The organism is Buchnera aphidicola (Aphis aurantii) (assembly GCF_039388985.1).
Lineage (GTDB): Bacteria > Pseudomonadota > Gammaproteobacteria > Enterobacterales > Enterobacteriaceae > Buchnera > Buchnera aphidicola_BL.
In genome coordinates this window covers 162,852-188,708 of record NZ_CP135021.1, presented here as the reverse complement: position 1 = coordinate 188,708, position 25,857 = coordinate 162,852, and the positions used below count along the sequence as shown (strand labels likewise).

The following is a 25,857-nucleotide window of genomic DNA, read 5'->3' as shown; positions in this document are numbered from 1 at the left end:
TTTAAACTTAGTTATGATTGAATTGCTGTCAAAGCAATAGTGTAAACAATATCGTCAATTGATGCGCCTCTTGATAAATCATTTACTGGTTTTCGTAGTCCTTGAAGCATAGGTCCAATACAAATTAGATCCATAGAGCGTTGAACTGCTTTATACGTAATATTTCCAGAATTTAAATCTGGAAAAATAAAAATATTTGCAGATCCTGATATTGATGAATTTGGAAGTTTTAATTGAGAAATATGCCTAGAAATAGCCGCATCATATTGAATAGGACCTTCGATAATTAAATTAGGTTGTTTTAATCTTACAATAGCAGTCGCATTTCTCACTTTTTCCACTTGAAATCCGATCCCAGAGTGCCCGCTCGAATAGGACAACATTGCGATACGTGGTTCTATTCCAAAAATTTTCGCTGAATTAGCAGATTGAATTGCAATTTCTGCTAATTCTTCTGCTGTTGGATCTACATTAATTGCACAATCACCATAAATCAAGACTTCTTGTGGAAACAACATAAAAAATATCGAAGAAACTAAGGAATAAACAGGATTAGTTTTAATGATTTGTAATGCTGGACGTATAGTATTAGCTGTTGTGTTTATTGAGCCAGATACTAATCCATCAACTTTATTAGCTTCTAAAATTAACGTCGCTAAAACAGTGTTATCCTGTAATTGGCTTACTGCAGAAAATTCAGTCATACCTTTGTGTTTACGTAATTCTATCAATCTTGAAATATAATTTTCTCGTATAAGATTAGGTTCTATTATTTTAATATTTTTACTTAGATTAATTCCTTTATCACTAGCTATTTGAAAAATTTTTTTTTCATTACCTAATAATATACATTCTGCAATTCCTAAATCATTAGATATTTCAGCAGCCTTTAATATACGAGGCTCATAGGCTTCCGGCAATATAATTCGTTTTATATTTTTTTTAGATAATATTTTTAAATAAAAACAAAACTTTTTAGGTGAATATTTTTTGTTATTAATTGTTTTATTTATAAAAGTATTGAAATTAATATCTTGAAAATGACTAGAAATATATTTGAATATTTTGTTTAAATATGTTTTGTTATAATAATTAATATCACAATTAAATTTTTGTAATTTAGACAACGTTGTTATGATATCTGTATTGATATATAAAATAGGAATATTTTTATTCTTTAAACATTTAATAAAATATAAAATATTTTTTGTAAATTTAGATATACCTGTTAAAATAATACCTATAATTTTATTTTTCTTAGATTTAATAAAAAACTCGTAAAAAAACACTTCTAAATAACTAAAACAAACTAAAAATAAAGAATAATTGCAATTTTTTATATTGTTATTATTTTGATTAAATATTATTATTTTTTTAATAATAAAATTTTTTATATTTTTTACATCAATAATATTTGCATTTAAAAAATTGCAAATTTCTATTACAGACGGTCTGAATAAATTCTTATTCCAAGGAATACAAGTTAATACGGGAAAACACATACTTTTTAAAAAAATATCTTTTTCAATTTTTAAAATATTTTTATTTTTTTTATAACTATATAATATATTTAATTTTTCTATAAAATTATATTTTTTTTGTATAAAAGGAGAATTCAAATTATCAAAAATAAATCCTGCAATATTTTTATATTTATAAAATTTTAAAAATATTTTTATTTGATGTTCTTTTTCATTAATATTTTCTACAGACCATGCTTTTAAATATTCGATAAATATTACTTCAGCATTAATATTTTGAGAAACTTCATAATTTATTTGATCAGCATATACATGCTGATTCTTATTAATTCCTTGAATTAAAATTAATCCATCAGAATCTTTTTGATGATAACATTGTTCAATAACTTGATTTACAAGCATATGATATTTTTTAGAATTAAAATATTGTTTTGAAAAATCTATATTTTCCAAAGAAATTATATTTTTAAAAAAATATTTTTTCATAACCAATCTGGTTTTATCCATTAAATTAGATATAAGAGAAAAATAAAAACAAGATTTACCAAAAATATTTTTTTTTCTTTTACTAATCAAGTATATTAAACTTGAAGTAATTGTTGTTAAATTAATATTTTCATTTAAAGGGACTAACATTATAATACGTGACATAATATTCTTATTATTTTAAAATATAAAAAATGTATAAAATAGTAAGATTTAACTCACTATTTTAATCGTTTCTTTTGCTATTAATAGCTCTTCATTAGTTGGAATCACTAAAACTGGAATAGAATTATTCAAAGTTATTAACCCGCTCTTTCCATGTATGATTAAAATGTTTTGTTCTATATCAAGTTTAATACCCATTAAATATAATTTAGATAACGTTAACTTTCTAATTAATGAGACATTTTCACCAATTCCACCAGTAAATATTACTCCATCCAAACGATTTTCCATCAAACACATATAAGAAGCAATATATTTAGATAATCGATGGCAAAAAATATCTACAGATAATTTGACTCTTTTATCAATAAAATAATTTTTTTCAAGATAACGAAAATCACTGGTAATACCACTTAATCCTAGCAAGCCAGATTCTTTGGTTAATATTTCATTAATTTTATCAATACTTATTCCAATTTTTTGATGCATAAAAAAAATAACTGAAGGATCTATATCACCACTTCGAGTTCCCATAACCAAACCTTCTAAAGGCGTTAATCCCATGGAAGTGTCTACACAAACTCCATTTCTAATTGCAGAAACAGAAGATCCATTTCCTAAATGACATGTGATAACATTTAATGAATTAAAATCTTGGTTTAACATAATCGATGCTTCATGCGAAACATAATCATGACTAATACCATGAGCACCATAACGTCGAATGTGATGTTTTTTGTAAAAAATATAAGGAATAGCATATAAAAACGAAGTCTTTGGCATTTTTTGATAAAAAGAAGTATCAAAAACTGCAACGTTTTTTTTTGATAAAATAGGGAATTTTTCTATCACCATTTTAATCCCTATTAAATTTGCAGGATTATGTAATGGGGCAAATGGAATAGCTTGTTCAATAAAACTGATAATTTCATCATTGATTAAAACGGATGTATTTATTTTCTTTCCACCATGAACAACTCTATGACCTATACCAACAATATTTTTATATAAATCTTGTTTTTTTGATAAAACTTCATTAAAAATAAATATTAACGCATCTTGATGAGATATATAAGCACCTATATTTTTTGTGTGTTTTATTCCTAAATATTTCCATGTAATAAATGTTTGCTTCAAAAATAAACACTCTACTACACCAGATAAATATTTTTTTCTATTTTTTGGATTTAATATAGAAAACTTTATAGAAGAGCTACCACAATTTAATACAAAAATTAAATTATTCAATATTTTTTACCGATGTTATATTAAAATTTAAAAAAATAATTGTTTAAATATTTTAAAAAGTTATATATATTTAATATATAATAATTAACTTAGTAAAAAAAGATCATCTAAACAAAATAAATATTTTTATTAATTGAAAGTCAAATAAAATATGATATTACAAAAAAAAATTATTAAATTATTAAATACAAAACCAAAAATTATACCAACAATAGAAATTGCAAATCGTATTATGAATTTAAAAAAATACTTACTTAAAAATATACATTTAAAATCTTTAATTGTAGCGATTAGTGGAGGTCAAGACTCAACATTAACAGGAAAATTATGCCAAATAACAGTCGATCAATTACGAAAACAACAAAAAAATAAATTTTATCAATTTATTGCATTAAGGCTTCCGTACGGAATTCAGAAAGATGAAAAAGATTGTAAAGAAGCTATTCAATTCATAAATCCAGACAAAGTTTTAACTATTAATATTAAACAATCTGTCTTAAGTAGCGAATCATCATTAAACATGGCAGGCATTAACATTTCAGATTATGTAAAAGGAAATGAAAAAGCAAGAGAAAGAATGAAAGTTCAATATAGTGTTGCCGCAATGATGAATGGTGTAGTAATCGGAACGGGAAACGCAGCAGAAATTGCAACAGGATTTTTTACTAAATATGGGGATCATGGAATAGATATAAATTTAATCGCTCAATTAAACAAGCGACAAGGTCGATTATTATTAAAAGAACTCCATTGCCCTAAAAATCTATACTTAAAAAAACCAACAGCAGATCTTGAAGATAATCATCCACAACAACCAGATGAGCATGTTTTAGGTGTTAAATATAATATAATTGATTCCTATTTAGAAGGAAAAAAAATCAAAAAATCAGATAAAAATATCATTGAAAAACTTTTTTTCAATTCAAAACATAAAAGAGATATAATTAATCTTGGATAATATTTGTTAATGTAATATTATTTTTTTTTGTTCAATTGAATGAATTTGAACTTTAATTATTTCACTAATAGGATCTTCTGGGCAATTTTCAACAAAATAAAGTAAATCTGTTAAAGCAACATGATTACAGTCTAAATGTGCATAAATCAAACCTCTATCACGAATTTCGTATGGATCATTAGGATTAATTTGTAAAAGAACATTATTTACATTTAAGGCCAATTCCATATTTTTTTCCTCCATTAAAGAAGATTTTAAAGTATTTAACATCTTTCGAATTACAGTAATAGGTTCAGCTTGGTATAAATCATTTTCATATAATTCTGCTGTAGGACTAATATTTCCTTTTAACCAAACTTCTAACGTATGATTATCTAATATATCCCCGTTAAACGGATTAATTAACCACTTTTTTTTATCTGACCAATCAGATCTTAATATTAATTGTGTAGGAAATGCTACAGGATATAATGGTAATTTTAATTCTTTTGCAATATGTAAAAAAAGAATACCCAAAGACACTGCAGTACCTTGTCTAGTTTTTAAAACATTATCAATCCATAATACATCTGAAAGTTTATAAACCCCACTTGCTCCGCCGAAATTCCAGTTTTTATAAAATAAATTTATTAATTTTTTTAATTTTTGACTTGATTCAATTTCAGACGAAATATAATATTTTGCTTCTTTGATTTTATTACAAATATCCAAGACTACAGAATCTATAGGAAAATCTTCTCGAATGAACTGAGATATCGATATAATAGCATCAAAAATCGACAATTGAGATAAATTATTTTTTGAAAAAGATTTCATAGTTATTATATTAACTTTTAAGTAATTAAGAAATTAAAGTTTATTTTTAAAATAATGTTGAATTATATTTCACAAAATATAAAACTTTTATTTTTAAGTTAAAACATTGAAAAAATATTATTTTTTTTGACCAATAGTTACACGATCATTACCTCCATAATCTTTATAAGATTTTATATTAAAAAAATTATATTTTTCAAATAAAAACTGAACTGACGATTTTTGTTTCCACCCATGTTCAATAAAAAGCCATCCTTTATAAAATAAATAATTTTTTGCTTCTTTTATAATGAGTTCAATATCTTTTAATCCGTTATTTTTTGATACTAATGCATTAATTGGTTCAAAAATAAGATTTTTTTTAAAAAATTGCATTTCTTTTAAGCTAATATATGGAGGGTTACTTACTATAATATGAAATTTTCTATTTATATGTGAAAACCAATCACTATAATAAAAGATAATATTATTTAAATTTAATTCTATTGCATTTGCTTTAGCTATTTTAATAGCTTTATCTGAATTGTCAACAGCCGTAATATGAAAATTTGAACAAACACTGGCAAGTGCTAATCCTATTGCTCCACATCCCGTTCCTAAATCAAGAATATATTTATGATTTTTATTAACTTGAGATAGTACTTTTTCAACTAAAATTTCTGTATCAGGTCTCGGAATCAAGGTGTCTTGAGATACATGCAATGATAAAGACCAAAAGTCTTTTTTACCTAATACATAAGCCATAGGTTCACCTTTCGATCTTCGATCAACAAGATCTTTTAGTGTTTTTTGATTTAATTTATTTATTTCTACTTGATCAAAAGCAATCATCCAAGATCTTGAACACTTTAATACATGACTTAATAATATTTCAGCTTCATATTTAGGACTATCAAAATGAGAAAAAATTTTAATTGTTTTCTCCAACCATTCATATATTTTCATTATTTTAACTTAGATAAAGAAGAGAGCATATCTGCTTGATATTCTTGAATAATTGGTTTAATGAGAAAATCTAATTTTCCTTCTAATACTTCATCTAATTTATATATAGTTAAATTAATTCTATGATCTGTAATTCTATTTTGAGGGAAATTATATGTTCGATTTCTATCAGATCTTCCACCACTGCCTAAAAGAGTTCGTCTCATAGAAGAGTTATCTTGCTGATTTTTTAATAATTTTTGAGTATATAAACGAGCAGATAAAATAGATAAAGCTTTTGCTTTGTTTTTATGTTGTGATCGTTCATCTTGACATTCTACTACATTACCTGTAGGTAAATGGGTAATTCTAATTGCAGAATCGGTAGTATTAACATGTTGACCACCAGCGCCAGAAGATCGAAATGTATCAATTTTTAAATCAGATAAGTTGATTTCTTCTTTTTCTGTTTTAGGAAGAACTGGCATCATAGCCACGGTACAAGTAGAAGTGTGAATTCTACCTTGTGATTCGGTTTCTGGAACTCGTTGAACACGATGTCCTCCTGATTCAAATTTTAATCGACCAGAAGCGCCTTTCCCAGTAATTTTCATTATTATTTCTTTAAACCCTCCTTTTTCATTTTCACTAGAACTCATTATTTCTGTTTTCCACATATAACTTTCAGCATATTTTACATACATTCTAAACAATTGACCTGCAAAAAGAGACGATTCATCCCCTCCTGTAGCCGCTCGAATTTCAATTAAGCAACTATGCTGATCATTCGGATCTTCCGGTAATAACAATATTTTAATTTTTTTTTCTATTTTTTTTTTTTGTTTTTTAAGTATAAAATACTCTTCTTTAGCTATGTTATATATTTCCACATCATTAAACAAAGAAAAAATATTTTTTATATCTTTTTTTATTTTTTCCCATTCAATAAAATATTTAACAATTTCAGAAATTTTCAAATATTCTTTGGATAAATTTCTTAACTTATTTTGATTTGATATAATATCTTTTTGAGCAAGTAACACTTCAATTTCTTGATGCCGGTATTTCAAAGATTTTAATTTATCAATAATAGAGGAATTCATTAATATTACCTTTTAATAATTTAACAAAATAATTCAAACAATATGAAGATGTTTTTCTAAAATAATATTTTCTAAAAAATAAAAAATTAAAATCTTTCAATTAAAATGATTATATCATTTTTAATAATTTTCAGTATAATTTTAATAAATATTAACATAAAAACAATTTTTTAAAAATAAACAAAAAAATGATATATACATGGCCTTCCCCTGCAAAAATTAATTTATTTTTATATGTTACAGGTATTCGTTCAGATGGATACCATTATATACAAAGTTTATTTCAATTTCTTAATTACGGTGATACATTAAAAATCATCCCAAATAACACTGGAAACATTGAATTATTTTTTGAAAAAAAACTTTTTTTAAATTCAGAAAATATTATTATTAAAGCAGCAAATTTATTAAAATCGAAAGCATTAAATTATAAAAAAACAAATTGTATTACTCTTGGGGCGAAAATATTTTTAAATAAAAAAATACCTATAGGAAGTGGGTTAGGAGGAGGATCATCTAATGCTGCTACAGTATTAATTGTATTAAATAAATTATGGAAAACAAAATTTACATTACAAGAATTGGCTGAATTTGGTCTTGAAATAGGATCAGACATTCCAGCGTTTGTTATAGGTAAAACATCTATTGTTGAGGGAATAGGGGAAATATTACATCCCATTCAAAGAAAAGAAAAATGGTACCTAGTAGTGTATCCTGAAATTCACATTTTAACAAAAAACATATTTTCTAGCTTTCTCCTTAATAGTTCAAATCAAAAAAAATCAATACAATTCTTATTAAAATCTCCATTTAAAAATGACTTCGAAAATATAGTTAGTAATAAATTTAAAAAAATAAAAAAATTGCTTTCTATCTTATCTCCTTATGCACCTACTAGAATGACAGGAACAGGATCCTGTGTTTTTGCTGAATTTAATGATAAACTATCCGCTCAAAAAATATTTTCTTTACTTCCCAAGAATATGCAAGGATTTATTGCGAAAAGTGTTAATACTTCTCCGTTACATCATATTTTTTATGAAAAAAATAATCATATTTTCAATTAAAAATCAATATTAAAAAATAAAAAACAAGGTTTTTTATGTCAGATATGAAATTATTTGCTGGAAATTCTATTCCAAAACTAGCAAAATTTATTGCCCATCGACTTTATATAAATTTAGGAAACGCATCCGTAGGTCGATTTAGCGACGGTGAAATTAGTGTTCAAATTAATGAAAACGTTAGAGGAAGTGATGTATTTATAATTCAATCTACTTGTTTTCCGACTAATGATAATATTATGGAGCTCGTTGTAATGATAGATGCTTTTAGAAGAGCTTCGGCTGGTAGAATCACTGCAGTGATTCCATATTTTGGGTATTCACGTCAAGACCGACGTGTAAGATCTGCACGAGTTCCAATTACAGCCAAAGTTGTCGCTGATTTTTTATCTAGTATTGGAGTAGATCGTGTATTAACAGTAGATCTGCATGCCGAACAAATTCAAGGTTTTTTTGATGTACCTGTAGATAATGTATTCGGTAGTTTAATTCTTTTAGAAGATATGTTACAAAGAGAGCTAAAAAACCCTATTGTTGTATCACCCGATATTGGTGGAGTTGTGAGAGCGAGGGCAATCGCAAAACTTCTTTATGATACTGATATGGCAATTATAGATAAAAGAAGACCTCATCCTAATATTTCTCAAGTAATGAACATTATTGGAGATGTCGCAAATCGAGATTGTATTTTAGTAGACGATATGATAGATACTGGAGGGACTCTTTGTAAAGCTGCTGAAGCACTAAAAGAAAGAGGGGCTAAAAGAGTTTTTGCATATGCTACACATCCTATTTTTTCAGGCAAAGCATCAGAAAATTTAAAAAATTCCGTTATTGATGAAGTTGTTGTATGCGATACAATCCCATTGCCAGAAAACATCAGATTACTACCAAACGTACGTACTCTTACATTAGCTGGAATGCTAGCGGAAGCTATAAGACGAATCAGCAATGAAGAATCTATTTCTGCAATGTTTGAACATTAACAAATCAATCCTAAGCACACTATAACTTGAAAAGTAATGTGCTTAGTCTTCAGAAAAATATTTAAAATTATTATTAAAAATATTAAAAAATAAATGAATGAAAAAAGATTTTTCTAATAAATCTAAACAAATACTATTATTATATTTACTAATTGCAAATAAAATAAAAAATACTAATATTATTCCACGAGCAAAACCAAAAACACCTCCAAAAATAATATTAATATATAATAATTTAAATTGTTTAATAATTTTATTAAAAATAAAATTTAATAAAATTTTAATTATGAAAAAAAAAATAATAATGATTAAAATTATTAAATAATTTTTATTTTGTAAAAAAATATCAGAATAAAAAAAACTAAAATATTTATAATGAATAAAAAAATAAATAAAAAAAAACCAAAATATAGTTGATATTAATTCCTTGAAAAAACCTTTAAACATTCCTAATACAGTAGAAAAGAGAATAATAATAAAAATACAAGAATCTATTAAAATCATATTTTTCCTAAAAAATAATATTTTTTCTATTATGTTATTCAATTTCTTTATTTTTTATCGAAATAAATTCTGAAACAGTCATAAAAGAACCAAAAACTAATACCATATCATTTTTAGTAAGTATTTTTCTTAAATGATTCCAAGCATCATCAACATTATTAAAAAAAAACGTATTCTGAATAGGTAAATGATTTTCTAACTGATGTATACTCGCACTACGATCTGTAGGTAAAATCGCGCTATACCAATAATCGACTTTTTCTTTTAATGGCGCAATAATTGATGAAATATCTTTATCTTTCAATACACCAAATATTGAATATATATTTCCTTGTATATCTATTTCATTAATTTTTTTAGAAAGATATAAAGAAGCATGAGAATTATGAGCAACATCAAGAATAATATAAGGAAAATAAGAAAGAATTTGAAATCTACCATCTAATTTCACTTTGGATATTGAACTTTTTAAAATTTTTGTATTAATTTTAAGGTTAGAATAAAATAATGCTGATAAAGCAATGGCGGCGTTTGATAATGGTATTTTAGGTATCGGTAGATTATATAACTTTATTGCAGAATGTATGAAACTCCAAGTATAACTATCTTTTTTCCAACTCCAATCTTTATTAATTATTTTTAATATTGTTTTAGTTTTATTTGCTATTTCATATATAGAATTTGGAATATCTTTATCGCCAATAACAGCTATTTTATTTTCTCTAAAAATACCTGCTTTTTCACGAGCTATACTCAATCTATTTGAGCCCAAAATTGAAGTATGATCAATACCGATATTTGTAATTATAGACACATCTGAATCTATAATATTTGTCGCATCTAACCTTCCCCCTAAACCAACTTCTAATATTATGACATCCAGTGAATATTGTTTAAACAAAAACAAAGCTGAAAGAGTAACAAATTCAAAATAACTTAAAGAATAATTCAATGTTATAGAATCTATATTAAGAAAAGCAGAAACATATTGCATTTCAGTTAAATATATTCCATTAATTTTTACGCGCTCTACGAAATCAAAAAGATGCGGAGAAGTATATAAACCAACTTGGTAACCAGAATCTAATAATAATCTTTCTAACATAGCACATGTTGTTCCTTTTCCGTTTGTCCCTCCTATAGTAAAAAAAAAAGACTTAAAATTTAATAAATTTAATTTTTTTGCAATATTTTTAATTTCTGTTAAATTTGTTTTATTTTTTTTTTTAAATCGCTCTAAATATTTAATCCACATAGAAAAAGAAAAATTTTTTTTATACATATCTTTAGCTCATTTAAAAATTTATATAATTATCAAAATGTTATAAAATATCAAGTAAAAATCACTATTGCAATACTATTTTTTTTTAATAAAAAAAACATTTATAATAAATGTAGCGACTAAAATAATTAATATAATACTAAAAGTAAAAAAATTTGAAATTATTATAAATTTTTCAAATAATATTTTAAATCCTATAAACATTAAAATAATTGACAGAGCATATTCTATCATAGGAAATTTATTTATTATTGGTGATATAAAAAAATACATAGATCTTAAACCTAACACTGAAAAAATGTTAGATGATAAAATAATGAATAAATCATGAGTAATAGAAAAAACAGCAGGAATACTATCTGCTGAAAAAATAAGATCACTTAATTCTATAAGAACTAACGATATGAACAAAGGAGTGCAAAATATTTTATTGTTTATTTTTAAAAAAAAATTTTTACAAGAACTATTATTAGTTATTCTAAATGTTTTATAAATCCAAGATAAACCTATATTTTTTTCTTCGTTTTTTGGATTACTAGAGCAAAAAAATATTTTTAAACTAATAAATATAAACAATACCCCAAAAAAATATAATATCCAATGCCATTTTAAAAATACAAAATAACCAAAAAAAGACAATAAAAAACGTAATATTAAAGCTCCAATAAGCCCATAAAATAAAACTTTTTTTTGATAAACATTTGGTATTTCAAGTGATTTAAAAATTAAAAACCAAACAAAAATATTATCTACTGATAATATAATTTCTAATAAATAACTAGTTAAAAAACAAATAACGTTTTTATTAGCAATATGAATTCCGCTAATTTTGTATAAAATACACCAAAATATAGAAATAAATAATAAAAAAACAAAAAAATAAATAAAAAACCAACGATAAAAATAAAAAAATGGTTTTATTTTATTTTTAAAATTATGTTTTTCAATAATAAATTTCATTATAATTTTAAAAACCTCAAAATAATAGTAATAGTTAAGATATAGATTAAATTTTTTCTTATTTAATAAAGATTATTTTAAGACTATTAAAAAATTATTAATTTTTTAAATTAATCAGATAACATAAAATTGTTTTCTAATTAGTAACGAACGATAAACTACTTAGTAAAATTTATTAAATATATTAGCGGATTTGGAAATAATCCAAAAACTAACAACATAAACCCAGAAAGTAATATTAAAATTTCAGAAAAAATATTACTATAAATATTTGATGCAAATTTTTTATAATTCAATGATTGTTTTGCTGGTTTTAAATATAAATTAATAATTAATCTAAAATACCCATATAAACCTAATATAGTTCCAAATATAAAACTCACACTCATTAACCACAAATTATTTTGTATTATCATAGATAAAATATAAAATTTTCCAATAAAACCTAAAGTTATTGGAAGTCCAGCTAAAGAAAGAAGAACAATCGTCAACACTCCACTTAAAATAGGTTTAGACCAAAACAAACCTTTATAAAAACTAATTGAATCTATATCATTAGAAGAATTCGAAAGCAATTGAATCACACCGAAATATGCTATATTAATAAATAAATAATTCAAAAGATAAATTACTACTGTTTCTAAAGAAAAAGCATAATTATTTTTTAACATAATCAATATTGATAATAAATAACCTAATTGTGATATTGATGAATATCCGAAAAATCTTTTAATGTTATTTTGGAAAATAGCCATGAAATTTCCAAATAATATCGAAAAAATACTGATTAATGATAAAATTAAATATAATGCTTGGTTACTAATAAGAGAATTATACGAAAATATATGCAATAACACACTAAAAAGAGCTACCTTTCCAGAAACAGAAAAAAATGATAGAATTGAAGATGGTGTTCCCTGATAAATATCAGATGTCCATAAATGAAATGGAACTAATGATAATTTAAACAAAAAAGAAACTAATACCATAATCATACCAAATAGTAAAACTAATTTTTCATTATTAGAAACAAATAAAAAAATATGATTTATATATGCAACACTAAGGTTTCCAGAAATAGCGTATATCCAAGCAATACCAAGTAATAAAAATACAGAAGATATAGCAGATAAAATAAGATATTTAAAAGATGCTTCTAAAGTATAATCTACATAATTTGAATAAGCAATTAAACCAAACATTGGTAACGACATTAATTCAATACTAATAAATATTGATGACATATGACTAGAAATAGTCAAACACATTGCACCTATCGTTGATAATAAAAGAAGCAAATAAAATTCTTCTTTATTAAATTCATATCTTGACAACCATTCGTATGAAAAAACACAAGAAGAAATACCAGAAATTAAAATAATACTAATATATAATATAGAATATTTAGTAACGTAAAACAAATTAGCAATATTTATCGGAACAATTGAAATTAGCAAATATAACGAAAAAAATGTTGCAATTAAAGCAAATGTACTTAACATAGCAATCAAAAAATGATTACGATTATGAGAAATAGATAAGATAACTATCACTACACTTGCTATTAAAATTAAAAAAGGTGACAAAGCGGTTAATTCTCGTAAATTTGTTATCATTATTTATTATGACCTTTATTTTGAAATAGAATTAACAAATTTTTTTTTAAAATGATATATAGAAGATATAGTATCTTGTGAAAAATTTAATATTTTTTGAGGCATTAAACCTAAGAAAACTAATGAAAAAATTAATATTATTGATATTAAAAATTCTTTAATATTTGGAGATAATATTACATTATCTCTTCTAGAAGGACCATAATAAATTCTCTGAATCATATACAAAGAATAAATAGAAGAAAAAATAATACTAATTGTTGCTATAATCGAAACAATCGGGTATGTTTGAAATATTCCAAATAAAATTAAAAATTCACCAATAAAATTTCCTGTCCCAGGAACTCCTGCATTTGCCAAAGCAAAAAATAAAGAAAAAGCAGGAATCCAATAAATATTGGACCACAAACCTCCCATTTTAAGAATATTTTGCGTTTTAAAGTACTTATAAATTTGACCTGATAAAATGCATAAAGCAGCAGTAGATAAACTATTAGATATTATTTGAATTACTAATCCATGAAAAGCAACTTTATTATCGCTATAAATAGCAATTAAAATTAATCCCATATGAGAAATAGAAGCATAAGCAATTAAACGTTTAATATTTGTTTGGGAAAAAGCTAATAAAGCGCCATAAAAAATACTAAATAAACCTAAAAACATTGCAATTGGAGAAATTTGTTGTATTACATTTGGAAAAAGTGTCATATTATACCGAAAAAGCGCATAAGGAGCAATTTTAAATAAAGCACCAATAATATCTATCGACCCACAATACGAGGATTGAGCATGGAAATCTGATAACCATCCATGAAACGGAATAATAGGCATTTTTATAAGAAAAGAAACAAAAAAACCTAACATAATAATATATTCTGTCCTTGGGTCAAGGATATTAAAAAGTAATAAATCATAATTAAATGTTAAAATATGAGTATTTTGGTAATAACTAAAAACTAATAATAAAATTGATATTAACATTATCAAACCGGATATTTGAGAATATATAAAAAATTTATTAGCAGCATGTATAGCACTAGTTTTATTGTGTTTGTTGTTTCCCCATAGTGCAATTAAAAAATACATAGGAACTAATATAATTTCCCAAAAAAAGAAAAACAAAAACAAATCAACAGCAATAAAAACCCCTATCACCCCAGTTAACACTAGCATCAAATTAAAATAAAAAAATCCTTCATTTTCTTTGATTTCATTCCATGCACATAAAATAGAAATAATACCTAAAAAGAAAGTTAAAAACAGCATGATAATGGAAAAACTATCAATAGCTAAATGAAAATCAATTCCAAATCTAGGCATCCAATGTAATATACATTGATAATTCCAATGAGGATAATGATTGACTTGAGATATACAAAAATTTCCAGAAAACCATATTTTAATAGTAACTAATAATGTTAAAAATATACCTATTATTGAAATATAACGAGGAATACATTTCTTTAATTTAACAGATAAAAAAGAAAAAATACCACTAAAAAATGGAATGATAACTAATAAAGAAAGCAACATCAGATATATATTCCTATGATTTATAAAAACTATTTAATTACAACTTGTAAATATTAATAAATTATATTTTACACAAAAATAAAATGAACATAAAAATCAAATTAACACCTAATACCATTGATGCTATATACCATTTTACATGTCCATTAACAGTTCTTAATAAAGTAATATTAATCTTTTGAATGGTATTAACAAAAAAAACATTAATTTTATTAAATGGATCAGAAAATAAAATATTAGAAATAAATAAATATGGATGCACAAAAAATAAATTATATAGTGAATCAAAATACCATCCATTTAATAAAAAGTTATATATAAATTGAAAAATTTTTAATTTCAATATTTTATTAATAAAATCTGTATTTTTAATCCATAAATAATATGCAATCCACACTCCAAATAAAGATATTAAACTAGATATAAATTCAAACAAAAATTTTTCATTGATAGAATATTTAAATGTAGGAAAGACAAAAGACAATGAAGGTATAATATAAATACCAAATATACTAGAAAAAACTAGTAAAATTAATAATGGCAAATTATGTGTTATTGCTTTTTCATATAAACAATTAGAAAAACTGAACTTACGAAACACAACAAAAATCATTCTAAATGTATAAATAGATGTTAATAATGATCCAAATAAACCAAGTAAAAGTAAACAAATATGCCCACTATTTAAAACGCTAAATAAAATATTACCTTTACTATAAAAACCTGCTGTTACTAACGGAAATGAAATTAAAGATGCCCCACCACAAATAAAGCTAATATATAAAATAGGACATTTTATATTAATTTTAGACATTTTAAATATATTTTTTTCATTTTTGCAAGAAATTATTAAAGAGCCAGCAGATAAAAATAATAACGCTTTAAAAATAGCATGTGTAATTAAATGTGTAATAGCAGCGGACCATGCTTGAATACCCAATGATAAAAACATATATCCTATTTGACTCATAGTCGAATATGCAAGAATACGTTTGATATCTTTCTGAACTAATGCTGAAAAACTAGAAATTAATATTGTTAAAATACCAATCAAACTGATTAAGTATAGTATATTGGGAGCTAATAAAAATAAAAAATGTGTTCTAGCTATCAAATAAACACCTACTGTTACCATAGTTGCAGCATGAATTAACGCTGAAACAGGAGTAGGACCAACCATAGCATCTGACAACCAAGTTTGAAGTGGAAATTGCGCTGATTTACCAAGGACGCCAATTAATAAAAAAAATGCAATAAAATTTATATTTAAACTATTGATAGAAAAAAAATGTGATAAATAATGAATTTTTTGAAAATTCAATGTTCCATATGTTTGATATATTAAAAAAATTGCAATTATTAAAAATATATCTGAAATACGTGTTACAACAAAAGCTTTTAAAGAAGATCGATTATTATGAATTTTATTATAATAAAAACCAATCAATAAATAAGAACAAATACTTACACCTTCCCATCCGATATACATAAATATAAAATTATCTGCTAATACTAATAAGGACATGCTTGCTATAAATAAATTAGTATACGCAAAAAAGCGCGAGTACCCCTCTTTGTTTTTCATATACCAAATAGAAAAAATATGTATTAATAAACCAATTCCTGTAATTACTACTAACATACTAAGAGCTAATCCATCTAAAATTAAATTACAATCTATTCTCAATGTATCAATAGCTATCCAACACCATAATTTTTGAGTCCAAACTTGACAAGTATGATTAATAAACATGATGCCGTAAAAAGAGGTAATAAGAAAAGAAAAAAATATTGAAAATACACTTATACGAGATATGTTTTCTTTAAAAAATGTTCCTTTTGAAAAAGATAAAATAAAAAAACCAATCAATGGAAACAAAATTATCAAAAAAATAATATTCATCCACTCATCTCACTTAATACATTCACGTTTAATGTTTTCTTACTTCTATATAATTGTAATAATAAAGCTAATGCTATACTAGCTTCAGCTGCAGCTAAAGTAATAGCAAGTATATACATGATATAACAATCTGGTTGTTTCCAATATGTGCTAACTATAACTAATGCTAACGCAGCGGCATTCATCATTATTTCTAAACTAATTAATATAAATAAAACATTTCGACGTACTATAAGAGATGTTAAACCTAATATAAATAATATTAATGACAAAAATAAACCATGAAACAAAGAAATCATCAATCGTTCTCCTTATAAAATTAAGAAATTATGATTATTTTTTTTGATTTAACTTTTTTTCGCTACCAATATGAAAAACTACAACTAAAGCAGATAATAAAAGAAAAGAGGCAAGCTCGACTAACAATAAATAAGGACCAAATAAACTCATACCTATAATTTTAGTGTTTATTATGAAAAAATCGATATTTTTTTCTTTCATAAAAAAAATAACATATGTCATTGATAAAAACAAAATTAATGTTAAAACACTTGGCATAACCCAGAATATAGGGCGCAAATATTTTTTTTCTTTTCTATCGTCTTTATCCCCCAAATTTAAAGTCATAATAACAAAAACAAATAAAACTATAATTGCTCCTGCATATATAATGACCTCTAGAGCACCAGCAAAAAAAGCGCCAATTGAAAAAAAAACACCAGATATTGATAAAATAGAAATAATTAAATATAGTAAAGAATAAATTGCATTTTTTTGAGTAATTATTAAAAAAGTCGAAATAATAGCTATACAAGAAAATATATAAAAAACGAAATTCATTTAATAATTTCCTTTTTTTATGGTAGTAAAGTTTTAATATTAACAGGTGATGATTCTATATTTAATTCGCCTGTTTTTTTGCCACTAATAAGAACACCAGAAAAATGATAAAAATCATAAGTAGGATATTTTCCAGGTCCAGAAATTAATAAATCTTCTTTCTCATAAACCAAATTATGCCTTTCAAAATCTGACAATTCAAAATCTGAAGTTAACTGAATCGCTGCAGTAGGACAAGCTTCTTCGCATAAACCACAAAAAATACAACGAGAAAAATTAATTCTAAAAAATTTAGGATACCAACGACCATCTTTTTTTTCAGATTTTTGCAAAGAAATACAATCGACTGGACACACTGCTGCACATAAATTACATGCAACGCAGCGCTCTTCGCCACTTACATTTTTTGTTAATATTATACGACCACGATATCTAGGAGGTAAATAAACTTTTTCCTCTGGATACAATTTTGTTTCAGATTTATAAAATATATTTATAAAAATTATCCAAATACTTCTTATCTGAGTAAACAATCCAACAATGATTTTTTTAAAGTTCATAAATAACATCTCTTTTATTAAATTTTATATCAATATAAAAAAAGCCGTTACAAGTAAATTTAACAATGTCATAGGTAAACATATTTTCCATCCGAAAGACAATATTTGATCATATCTAGGTCTTGGAAGAGATGCTCTAATTAAAATAAAGAAAACAATAAAAAACATCATTTTTAAAAAAAACCAAAAAAAACTAGGCTTTCCAAAACCAAGGGAACCTCCAAAAAACATTGCTGTTATTAATGATGAAACTGTAACAATTGAAATATATTCTCCAATGAAAAACAGTCCAAACTTCATACCAGAATATTCAATATGATAACCATCAGCTAATTCTTGTTCAGATTCAGGTTGATCGAAAGGATGTCTATGACAAACAGCTAATCCAGCTATTAAAAAAGATAAAAATCCAAAAAACTGAGGTATAACATTCCAAATTTTTTCTTGATGATTTACAATATCAACTATGCCAAACGAACCTGATTGAGCAACCACACCCATTATAGACAAACCTAAAAAAACTTCATAACTTAAAGTTTGAGCAGAAGCTCTAATAGCACCTAATAAAGCATATTTATTATTACTAGACCATCCGGCAAATAATATTGAATACACAGATAAACCTGCCATCATTAAAAAAAATAAGATTCCTATATTTAAGTTAATGATTGGATTTTTATGGATAAATGGGATAATTGGAATTACAGATAGTAAAGCAATAAAGGATAAAATTGGAGACAAAACAAAAATAAATTTTTTGCTAAATTTTGGCACCCAATCTTCTTTAAATAAAATTTTAATCATGTCTGCACATAATTGTAAACTACCAAAATAACCAACTCTATTAGGACCATGTCTATTTTGAAAAAATGCTAACAGTCGACGCTCAAAAATACTCAGCATTGCTGAAAAAAACACAACTAACATAACAAATGATATTATTTTTAAAAATCCTAAAAAAATTTCTAATAGATCTATTCCAAAATATTTCATTTGATAAATTCTCTTATAAATGTAATTTCTTTCCCAACCAAAGCAATAGGAAAACCTCTTCTTCCTATAGGTAATCCAATTTGTTTCCTACATAAATTTTTAGATAATTTTATATTTAATCGAAAATTTTTGTTTAAACAATTAAACTCTATTTGAGAATTTTTTCTTAAATTTAATTCTACAGCATCTATTTCACTTATTAAAACATATGGTGTAATTATATTTTCTTGAATAATAGACGAATACTGTGTTAATTCTTCATTTCCAAAAATATGGTAATATGGAATTACATGCCAATATTTTTTATTAATATGATTTTTAATATGAAAATAAATATCTTCAACTTTTTTATTATTTTTAAACAAATGAATACCTGAATCTCCAGAGATTAATTCTTTTCCCACTTCTACTTGAAATTTATTCCATGCTTGAGGAGAATTCCAACCAGGAAACCAAGCAAAAGGAATATATGAAAAAGATTTATTAGGTTGATTAAAACCTTCCATAGAAAAAGAAAACATACTATTGGTATCTTTTGGTTGAGAAGACTCATGAATATTAATATGAGATTTTAAAGCTGTCCGACCACTATAACGATTTGGAGATCGAGCAATTTTTTGATTATTTATTCTGAAATCCACGCTAGGTAAAGATATTTTAATTTTTTTCAAAATAGAATACTTATTACTATATGAATCAATTACATCATCTATATTAAACCAAGATATATTTTTATTCAAAAATTTACATTGAATGAAATGCAACCATTTCCAACTTTCATACAAACAATTTTTTTTATTAAAAAACATGGGATCATAAACTTGAAAAAAACGTTGCGCTCTTCCTTCAAAGTTAATTATTGTACCAGAGCTTTCCGGAAAATTGACACAAGGTAAATTAAGTTTAGAATTTTTATAAGTTTTAGTATATTGGTGATCTATAGTACAAATATTTTTTTTATTCTTAAAAAAAATTTCATAATCATACTTAGATAAATATCGAGATACATCATACTCCATAAATATTACAGCATCTGCTTCTTTCTTTTGTAATCGATCTAATACTTCTTCTATAGATATACCACCAATCAATCCCAACCCTAAAGTATTTGAAGATGTTGTGAAGAAAGACAGAGCAACATGATTTTTTTCTTTTTTCTTAATAGATATCGCTATATTAATAGCAGTTTTTATAAGAGATTTATTAAATGAGCTTGTACCAGAAATAATGAGTGCTTTTTTTGCATTCAATAATTTTTTTGATATAAAAGAAGCTTTTTTCAGTAATAAAGGACTTAAATCTTTAATTATTGGCAGTGAAGTATCTAAATTACTTGCAATAGCAGAACCAAATTTTGATTGATTATCAACTGATCCAAAATAACACCAATCAGCAATATCATCTAATTTAGTTTCATGTGTATGAGTGATATATAAAGAATTTTTATAATTTTCTGAAATATTAGATATAACAGCGGCGTTCCATCTAGGTATACCATTTATCTCAGCTATATCTTTAGCTTTATTTTTAATAGCTTGTCGAACTGCTAGTGAAGCACGAGGAGAAGTTTGTGTTAGATCTTCACCAAGAACCAATATAACATCATAACTTTCAATCTCTTTTAAAGATGGTATATATAAATTATTATTTTTCAAAACACTTAAAATTAACTTTAAACAAGAATATTCTTTAATACACATTCCATGAGAAAAATTTTTTTCTCCAACTAATTCTTGTAATGCAAAATTATTCTCTATACTACTTCGAGTAGAACCAACGCCAATGATATTTTTATGTTTCTTTAAAAAATCTACTCCTTCTTTGATTGCTTCATTAAAACTTAATATATTTGGCTGCCCATTAATCATATTAGAAGGATTTTTAGGTCGATTTTTTAAAGAATGATGTGAATACCCAAATCGTCCTAAATCACAAAGAAAATAATGGTTAATATTTTCATGATATCTATTTTCTATACGACGTACTTCACCATATCTTTCACCTATACTGATATTACAACCAATACTACAGCTTTGACATATACTAGGAGCATATTGCATATCCCATTTTCGATTATACTGCTTTGAATGGGTCTTATCAGTAAAAACTCCAGTAGGACATACTTCAATTAAATTACCTGAATGTTCATTTTCCAAAACTCCATCTTCTATACGACCAAAATAAATATTATTATTAGCACCATAAACATTTAAATCACTACCATCCGCATAATCTTTATAATATCGAACACAACGATAACATCCAATACAACGATTCATTTCGTGTTTAATAAAAGAACCTAAATATTGATTTTTATGAGTTCTTTTCGAAAATCGATAATTTCGTATATGATGTTTATTCATAACTGTCATATCTTGTAAATGACAATTACCACCTTCTTCGCAGACAGGACAATCATGAGGATGATTTGTTAAAAGCAATTCAACTATACTTGTTCTAAACTTTTCTGATATATTATCATGAGTCGAAATAATATCTCCATCTATTACAGGGGTCATGCAAGAGATAATTAACCGCCCTTTTAAATCTGAAGAAGAACTATGCTTTGTTACAGCACATTGCCGACAAGTTCCAACACTTCCTAATTCAGGATGCCAACAGAAATAAGGAAGATCTAATCCAACTGATAGACATGCCTGTAATAAGTTGTTAGACTTTCTTACATAATATTTTTTTTTATTTATATAAATTTTAAACATCATAGAAAATTCCAAAGCTTTTAAAAATAAATTTATATTTTAAATTAAACGTTTAAATTAAAACTTATTAGATTGAATCCCAATAATATTTTCATTTAAATCTTTTGTTTCTATATTTATTCCATTTTCAAATTCTGATCGAAAATATTTCATAGCACTTTGTAACGGCTCAATTGCTCCCGGTGCGTGAGCACAAAATGTTTTTCCTGGACCTAAAGAAATGCATAAATTTTCTAAATCTCTGATATCATTATTTTGTCCTTTTTTATTTTTTAAACTATGTAATATTTTTACGATCCAAGGTAATCCTTCTCTACAAGGCGTACATAAACCACATGATTCCCGAGCAAAAAATTTTTCTATATTATAGACAAGTGAAACCATATTTGTTTGATTATCTATTGCCATGGAAAGAGCCGTTCCTAAACGACTTCCAGCTTTTAAAAGAGTATCAAAATTCATAGATAAATCTAAATGTTCTGGAGTTAGAAAATCTGTACCAGCCCCTCCTGGTTGCCATGCTTTTAAAGATAAACCTGACTTCATACCAAGCGCATAATCTTCTAAAATTTCACGCGCAGTGATACCAAATGGTAGCTCCCATAAACCCGGGTTATTCACTTTCCCTGAAAAACCCATTAACTTAGTACCAGTATCAGAACTCTGAGATAATCTTTTATACCAATCAGTACCATTTAATATAATAGACGGAATATTTGATAAAGTTTCAACATTATTAACACAAGTAGGCTTTCCCCATAACCCAAAAGTAGCAGGAAATGGCGGTTTAAATCTAGGATTAGCTCTTCGACCCTCTAATGAATTAATTAATGCTGTTTCTTCCCCGCAAATATAACGACCGGCTCCAGTATGTAAAAACAAGTCAAAATGAAATCCGCTGTTTAAAATATTTGAACCAATATAACCAAAATTATTTGCTTCTCGTATAGCTTTATTTAAAATATATTCTCCTTTAATATATTCGCCTCGTAAAAAAATATAACCACGATTAGCTTGTACTGCAAAAGCAGACAATAATATTCCTTCAATCAGCTGATGAGGCATTTGCTCTATTAAAAATCTATCTTTATAAGTCCCTGGTTCCATTTCATCTGCATTACATAACAAATAACGGTATTCTTTTTTATTAATTAGCTTGTCGGGCATTAAACTCCATTTTAATCCTGTTAAAAAACCAGCACCACCTCTTCCTTTCAAACCTGATTCTTTGACTAAATTAATAATCTCTTTTGGGGTTTTATGACTTATAGCTTTCTTAAAAGCAACATAACCATTCTTATTACAATATTCTTCCATCCAAACAGTTTTTTTATCATCTCGAATCCTCCATGTTAATGGATGAGTTTCTTCCAATCGTATAATTTTATTATTCATTTATATGATTCCAGTAAATCAGGTATAAGTTCTGGAGTTAAGTTAGAATGTAGATCTTCATTGATCATTATTGTAGGACTATTATCACAATTTCCTAAGCAGCAAATTGGTAATAATGTGAATAGTTTATCTAAAGTAGTAGCGCCTGTTTTAATTGATAAAGATTTTTCTAAGGTTTTTTTAATTTTTTTATAACCTGTAATATAACAAACTACGCTATCGCAATAACGAATGATATTACGACCTACAGGTTGGCGATAAATTTGACTATAAAAAGTGGCAACACTCTCTATATCGCTTGGATTAATATGAAGTATTTTAGAAATTTCAACAATAGCTTGATCAGAGACCCATCCACGTTGCTTTTGGACAATTTTTAAAGCTTCTATTGAAATTGCTCTGTAATTTTCATAATATTTTTTTTGATTTTCTATTTCATTAATTTCGAAGGAACTCAATGTAAATTTTGTAGAAATTTCTTTTAATTGTCTTTTTTTTTATGCATAATTATCTGTCCACATCTGACATAACAAAATCGATACTACCTAGATATACAATTAAATCTGATATTAAACTCCCACGAATTACAGAAGGTATTTGCTGTAAATGCGGAAAACTAGGTGTTCGTATTCTTGTTCTATAGCTCATAGTACCACCATCGCTAATTAAATAATAACTATTAATACCTTTGGTTGCTTCAATCATTTGAAAACTTTCATTTACCGGCATAACTGGTCCCCATGAAACTTGTAAAAAGTGAGTAATCATACTATCAATATCTCTTAAAACACTTTCTTTAGGTGGAGGAGTAGTTAGTGGATGATCCGCTTTAAAAGGACCTTCTGGCATGTTATTTAAACACTGTTTTAAAATTGAAAGACTTTGATATACTTCTTCCACTTTGATCATCACTCTAGAATAACAGTCACTTATACCATCTCCAATAGGTATGTCAAAAGTATAATTTTGATATCCAGAATAAGGTCTCCACTTTCTTACATCAAAATCTAAACCTGTAGCACGTAAACCTGCCCCTGTTACCCCCCATTCTAAAGCTTCTTTTCGAGAGTATTTAGCAATTCCTTTTGATCGATTAATTAAAATAGTATTTTTTAAAGCTATATCTATATAATGCTTTAATCGTTTTGGCATCCATGTAAGAAAAGCTTTCAACAAAGTATCCCATCCCTGAGGTAGATCGTGAGCTACACCACCAATACGAAACCAAGCAGGATGCATTCTTGCGCCAGTTATCGCTTCAATTAAATCATAAATTTTTTGACGATCAGTAAAAGCTAAAAAAACAGGTGTCATGCATCCTACATCTTGAATAAAAGTAGAAATATATAATAAATGACTATTAATTCGAAATAATTCTGAGAGCATCACACGAATGACTTCTACTTTTTCTGGAACAACAATACTAGCCAACTTTTCTATTGCTAAAACATAAGGCATTTCATTAACGCAACCACCTAAATATTCAATTCGATCCGTATAAGGAATATAACTATGCCATGATTGACGCTCCGCCATTTTTTCTGCTCCTCGATGGTGATAACCAATATCAGGAACACAATCAACAATATTTTCACCATCTAACTGTAAAACAATTCTAAAAGCACCGTGAGCAGAAGGATGGTTAGGACCTAAATTTAAAAACATAAAATCTACATTATCATTTTTTCTTTTCATCCCCCATAACTCAGGGTTAAATACTAAACCTTTCATTTCTAGATCTTCTCTTTCTTCATTTAAGAAAAAAGATTTACATTCAGTCGCTCTAGCCGGAAAATCTTTTCTTAACGGATATCCTTTCCATGTATTAGGCATAATAATCCTTGTTAAGTTAGGATGATTTTCAAAAGTAATGCCAAACATTTCCCATGTTTCTCGTTCGTACCAATTAGCATTAGGAAATAAACTAATAGATGTTGATAAAGTTAAATCATTTTGCAGCAAAGGAACTTTAATCATAAAATCAATATTATTTTTAATAGAAATTAAATGATAAAATACTGAAAAATCAGCTTGAGGTAAATGTTCTCGATGTAATCTAAAACGTTCATCAACACCATGTAAATCAAAAAGCATATTGTAAGAATAAGATGAATTAAATAAAAATTTTATAATTTGTAATAAAAAGGTTTTATTTATCCAGATTATTGGAAAACCTATCTTAGATTTTTGAATAACGCAAAAATCTTTACCAAAGACATCAAACAATTCATTAAAAATTAAATCATTTAAATTATCTTTTTCAGTATTTAAATTAATATTACTACTTTTATTTGAAATTACATCTGTCATTAGATCT

The 25,857-nt window shown here is 25.5% G+C and carries 22 protein-coding genes; 3 read left to right on the top strand and 19 right to left on the bottom strand.

What is annotated here, in order from left to right; genetic code table 11:
- Positions 1 to 11: 11 nt before the first annotated feature.
- Together pta and RJT32_RS00885 are read right to left on the bottom strand one after the other, a co-directional pair.
- Entirely contained in the window at positions 12 to 2,132 is a 2,121-nt protein-coding gene (gene pta, locus RJT32_RS00890) for a phosphate acetyltransferase (RefSeq protein ID WP_343154408.1), read from the bottom strand.
- A gap of 48 nt (positions 2,133 to 2,180) precedes the next feature.
- Positions 2,181 to 3,380, bottom strand: coding sequence for an acetate kinase (locus RJT32_RS00885; RefSeq protein ID WP_343154407.1), 1,200 nt, complete (start codon positions 3,378 to 3,380; stop codon positions 2,181 to 2,183).
- A 151-nt stretch (positions 3,381 to 3,531) separates the two neighbouring features.
- Between RJT32_RS00885 and nadE the strand changes: the two genes are divergently transcribed.
- Positions 3,532 to 4,338, top strand: a complete 807-nt coding sequence (nadE, locus tag RJT32_RS00880; RefSeq protein WP_343154406.1) for an ammonia-dependent NAD(+) synthetase — start codon at positions 3,532 to 3,534, stop codon at positions 4,336 to 4,338.
- A 6-nt stretch (positions 4,339 to 4,344) separates the two neighbouring features.
- Here the strand turns inward: nadE and sirB1 are convergent, their stop codons facing one another.
- The 3 genes from sirB1 to prfA all read right to left on the bottom strand — a co-directional run bounded on the left by sirB1 (position 4,345) and on the right by prfA (position 7,181).
- The gene (gene sirB1, locus RJT32_RS00875) at positions 4,345 to 5,154 is read right to left on the bottom strand and encodes an invasion regulator SirB1 (protein ID WP_343154405.1); all 810 of its coding nucleotides are present in this window, start codon (positions 5,152 to 5,154) and stop codon (positions 4,345 to 4,347) included.
- Positions 5,155 to 5,271: 117 nt separating this feature from the next.
- Positions 5,272 to 6,099: a peptide chain release factor N(5)-glutamine methyltransferase gene (gene prmC, locus RJT32_RS00870; protein WP_343154404.1), complete on the bottom strand. Its 828-nt coding sequence runs from the start codon at positions 6,097 to 6,099 to the stop codon at positions 5,272 to 5,274.
- A complete protein-coding gene (gene prfA / locus RJT32_RS00865) occupies positions 6,099 to 7,181 on the bottom strand; it encodes a peptide chain release factor 1 (protein WP_343154403.1) in 1,083 nt (360 codons plus the stop codon). Before prfA ends, prmC begins: the two co-directional genes overlap by 1 nt.
- Before the next feature lie 188 nt (positions 7,182 to 7,369).
- On the opposite strand from prfA, the gene ispE reads away from it, so the two are divergent.
- The gene (ispE, locus tag RJT32_RS00860) at positions 7,370 to 8,248 is read left to right on the top strand and encodes a 4-(cytidine 5'-diphospho)-2-C-methyl-D-erythritol kinase (protein WP_343154402.1); all 879 of its coding nucleotides are present in this window, start codon (positions 7,370 to 7,372) and stop codon (positions 8,246 to 8,248) included.
- Between the two features lie 35 nt (positions 8,249 to 8,283).
- Positions 8,284 to 9,231 (top strand): ribose-phosphate pyrophosphokinase, encoded by a 948-nt coding sequence (locus RJT32_RS00855; RefSeq protein ID WP_343154401.1) that lies wholly within the window; start codon positions 8,284 to 8,286, stop codon positions 9,229 to 9,231.
- A 42-nt stretch (positions 9,232 to 9,273) separates the two neighbouring features.
- On the opposite strand, the gene RJT32_RS03110 is transcribed toward RJT32_RS00855, so the two are convergent.
- From RJT32_RS03110 to nuoC, 14 genes are all read right to left on the bottom strand, one after another.
- A complete protein-coding gene (locus RJT32_RS03110) occupies positions 9,274 to 9,735 on the bottom strand; it encodes a CvpA family protein (RefSeq protein WP_428994350.1) in 462 nt (153 codons plus the stop codon).
- Between the two features lie 34 nt (positions 9,736 to 9,769).
- Positions 9,770 to 11,017, bottom strand: coding sequence for a bifunctional tetrahydrofolate synthase/dihydrofolate synthase (gene folC, locus RJT32_RS00850; protein ID WP_343154400.1), 1,248 nt, complete (start codon positions 11,015 to 11,017; stop codon positions 9,770 to 9,772).
- Between the two features lie 75 nt (positions 11,018 to 11,092).
- On the bottom strand, positions 11,093 to 11,977 hold the full coding sequence (locus RJT32_RS00845; RefSeq protein WP_343154399.1) for a TerC family protein: 885 nt from the start codon (positions 11,975 to 11,977) through the stop codon (positions 11,093 to 11,095).
- A gap of 158 nt (positions 11,978 to 12,135) precedes the next feature.
- Positions 12,136 to 13,593, bottom strand: coding sequence for an NADH-quinone oxidoreductase subunit N (locus tag RJT32_RS00840; RefSeq protein ID WP_343154398.1), 1,458 nt, complete (start codon positions 13,591 to 13,593; stop codon positions 12,136 to 12,138).
- Between the two features lie 15 nt (positions 13,594 to 13,608).
- Positions 13,609 to 15,129 carry an NADH-quinone oxidoreductase subunit M gene (nuoM, locus tag RJT32_RS00835; RefSeq protein ID WP_343154397.1) on the bottom strand — a complete coding sequence of 507 codons (1,521 nt, stop codon included), beginning with the start codon at positions 15,127 to 15,129 and terminating at the stop codon, positions 13,609 to 13,611.
- Between the two features lie 61 nt (positions 15,130 to 15,190).
- Entirely contained in the window at positions 15,191 to 17,032 is a 1,842-nt protein-coding gene (gene nuoL, locus RJT32_RS00830) for an NADH-quinone oxidoreductase subunit L (protein WP_343154396.1), read from the bottom strand.
- Entirely contained in the window at positions 17,029 to 17,331 is a 303-nt protein-coding gene (gene nuoK, locus RJT32_RS00825; RefSeq protein ID WP_343154395.1) for an NADH-quinone oxidoreductase subunit NuoK, read from the bottom strand. Before nuoK ends, nuoL begins: the two co-directional genes overlap by 4 nt.
- Positions 17,332 to 17,365: 34 nt before the next feature.
- On the bottom strand, positions 17,366 to 17,872 hold the full coding sequence (gene nuoJ, locus RJT32_RS00820; RefSeq protein WP_343154394.1) for an NADH-quinone oxidoreductase subunit J: 507 nt from the start codon (positions 17,870 to 17,872) through the stop codon (positions 17,366 to 17,368).
- A gap of 17 nt (positions 17,873 to 17,889) precedes the next feature.
- Complete coding sequence (nuoI, locus tag RJT32_RS00815) at positions 17,890 to 18,432, bottom strand: NADH-quinone oxidoreductase subunit NuoI (protein WP_343154393.1); 543 nt, start codon at positions 18,430 to 18,432, stop codon at positions 17,890 to 17,892.
- 24 nt (positions 18,433 to 18,456) lie between these two features.
- Entirely contained in the window at positions 18,457 to 19,425 is a 969-nt protein-coding gene (gene nuoH, locus RJT32_RS00810) for an NADH-quinone oxidoreductase subunit NuoH (RefSeq protein ID WP_343154392.1), read from the bottom strand.
- The gene (nuoG, locus tag RJT32_RS00805) at positions 19,422 to 22,145 is read right to left on the bottom strand and encodes an NADH-quinone oxidoreductase subunit NuoG (RefSeq protein ID WP_343154391.1); all 2,724 of its coding nucleotides are present in this window, start codon (positions 22,143 to 22,145) and stop codon (positions 19,422 to 19,424) included. Before nuoG ends, nuoH begins: the two co-directional genes overlap by 4 nt.
- Positions 22,146 to 22,202: 57 nt before the next feature.
- Entirely contained in the window at positions 22,203 to 23,540 is a 1,338-nt protein-coding gene (nuoF, locus tag RJT32_RS00800) for an NADH-quinone oxidoreductase subunit NuoF (protein ID WP_343154390.1), read from the bottom strand.
- A complete protein-coding gene (gene nuoE, locus RJT32_RS00795; protein WP_343154521.1) occupies positions 23,537 to 24,016 on the bottom strand; it encodes an NADH-quinone oxidoreductase subunit NuoE in 480 nt (159 codons plus the stop codon). Before nuoE ends, nuoF begins: the two co-directional genes overlap by 4 nt.
- Before the next feature lie 31 nt (positions 24,017 to 24,047).
- On the bottom strand, positions 24,048 to 25,850 hold the full coding sequence (gene nuoC, locus RJT32_RS00790) for an NADH-quinone oxidoreductase subunit C/D (RefSeq protein ID WP_428994349.1): 1,803 nt from the start codon (positions 25,848 to 25,850) through the stop codon (positions 24,048 to 24,050).
- Between the last annotated feature and the right edge of the window lie 7 nt (positions 25,851 to 25,857).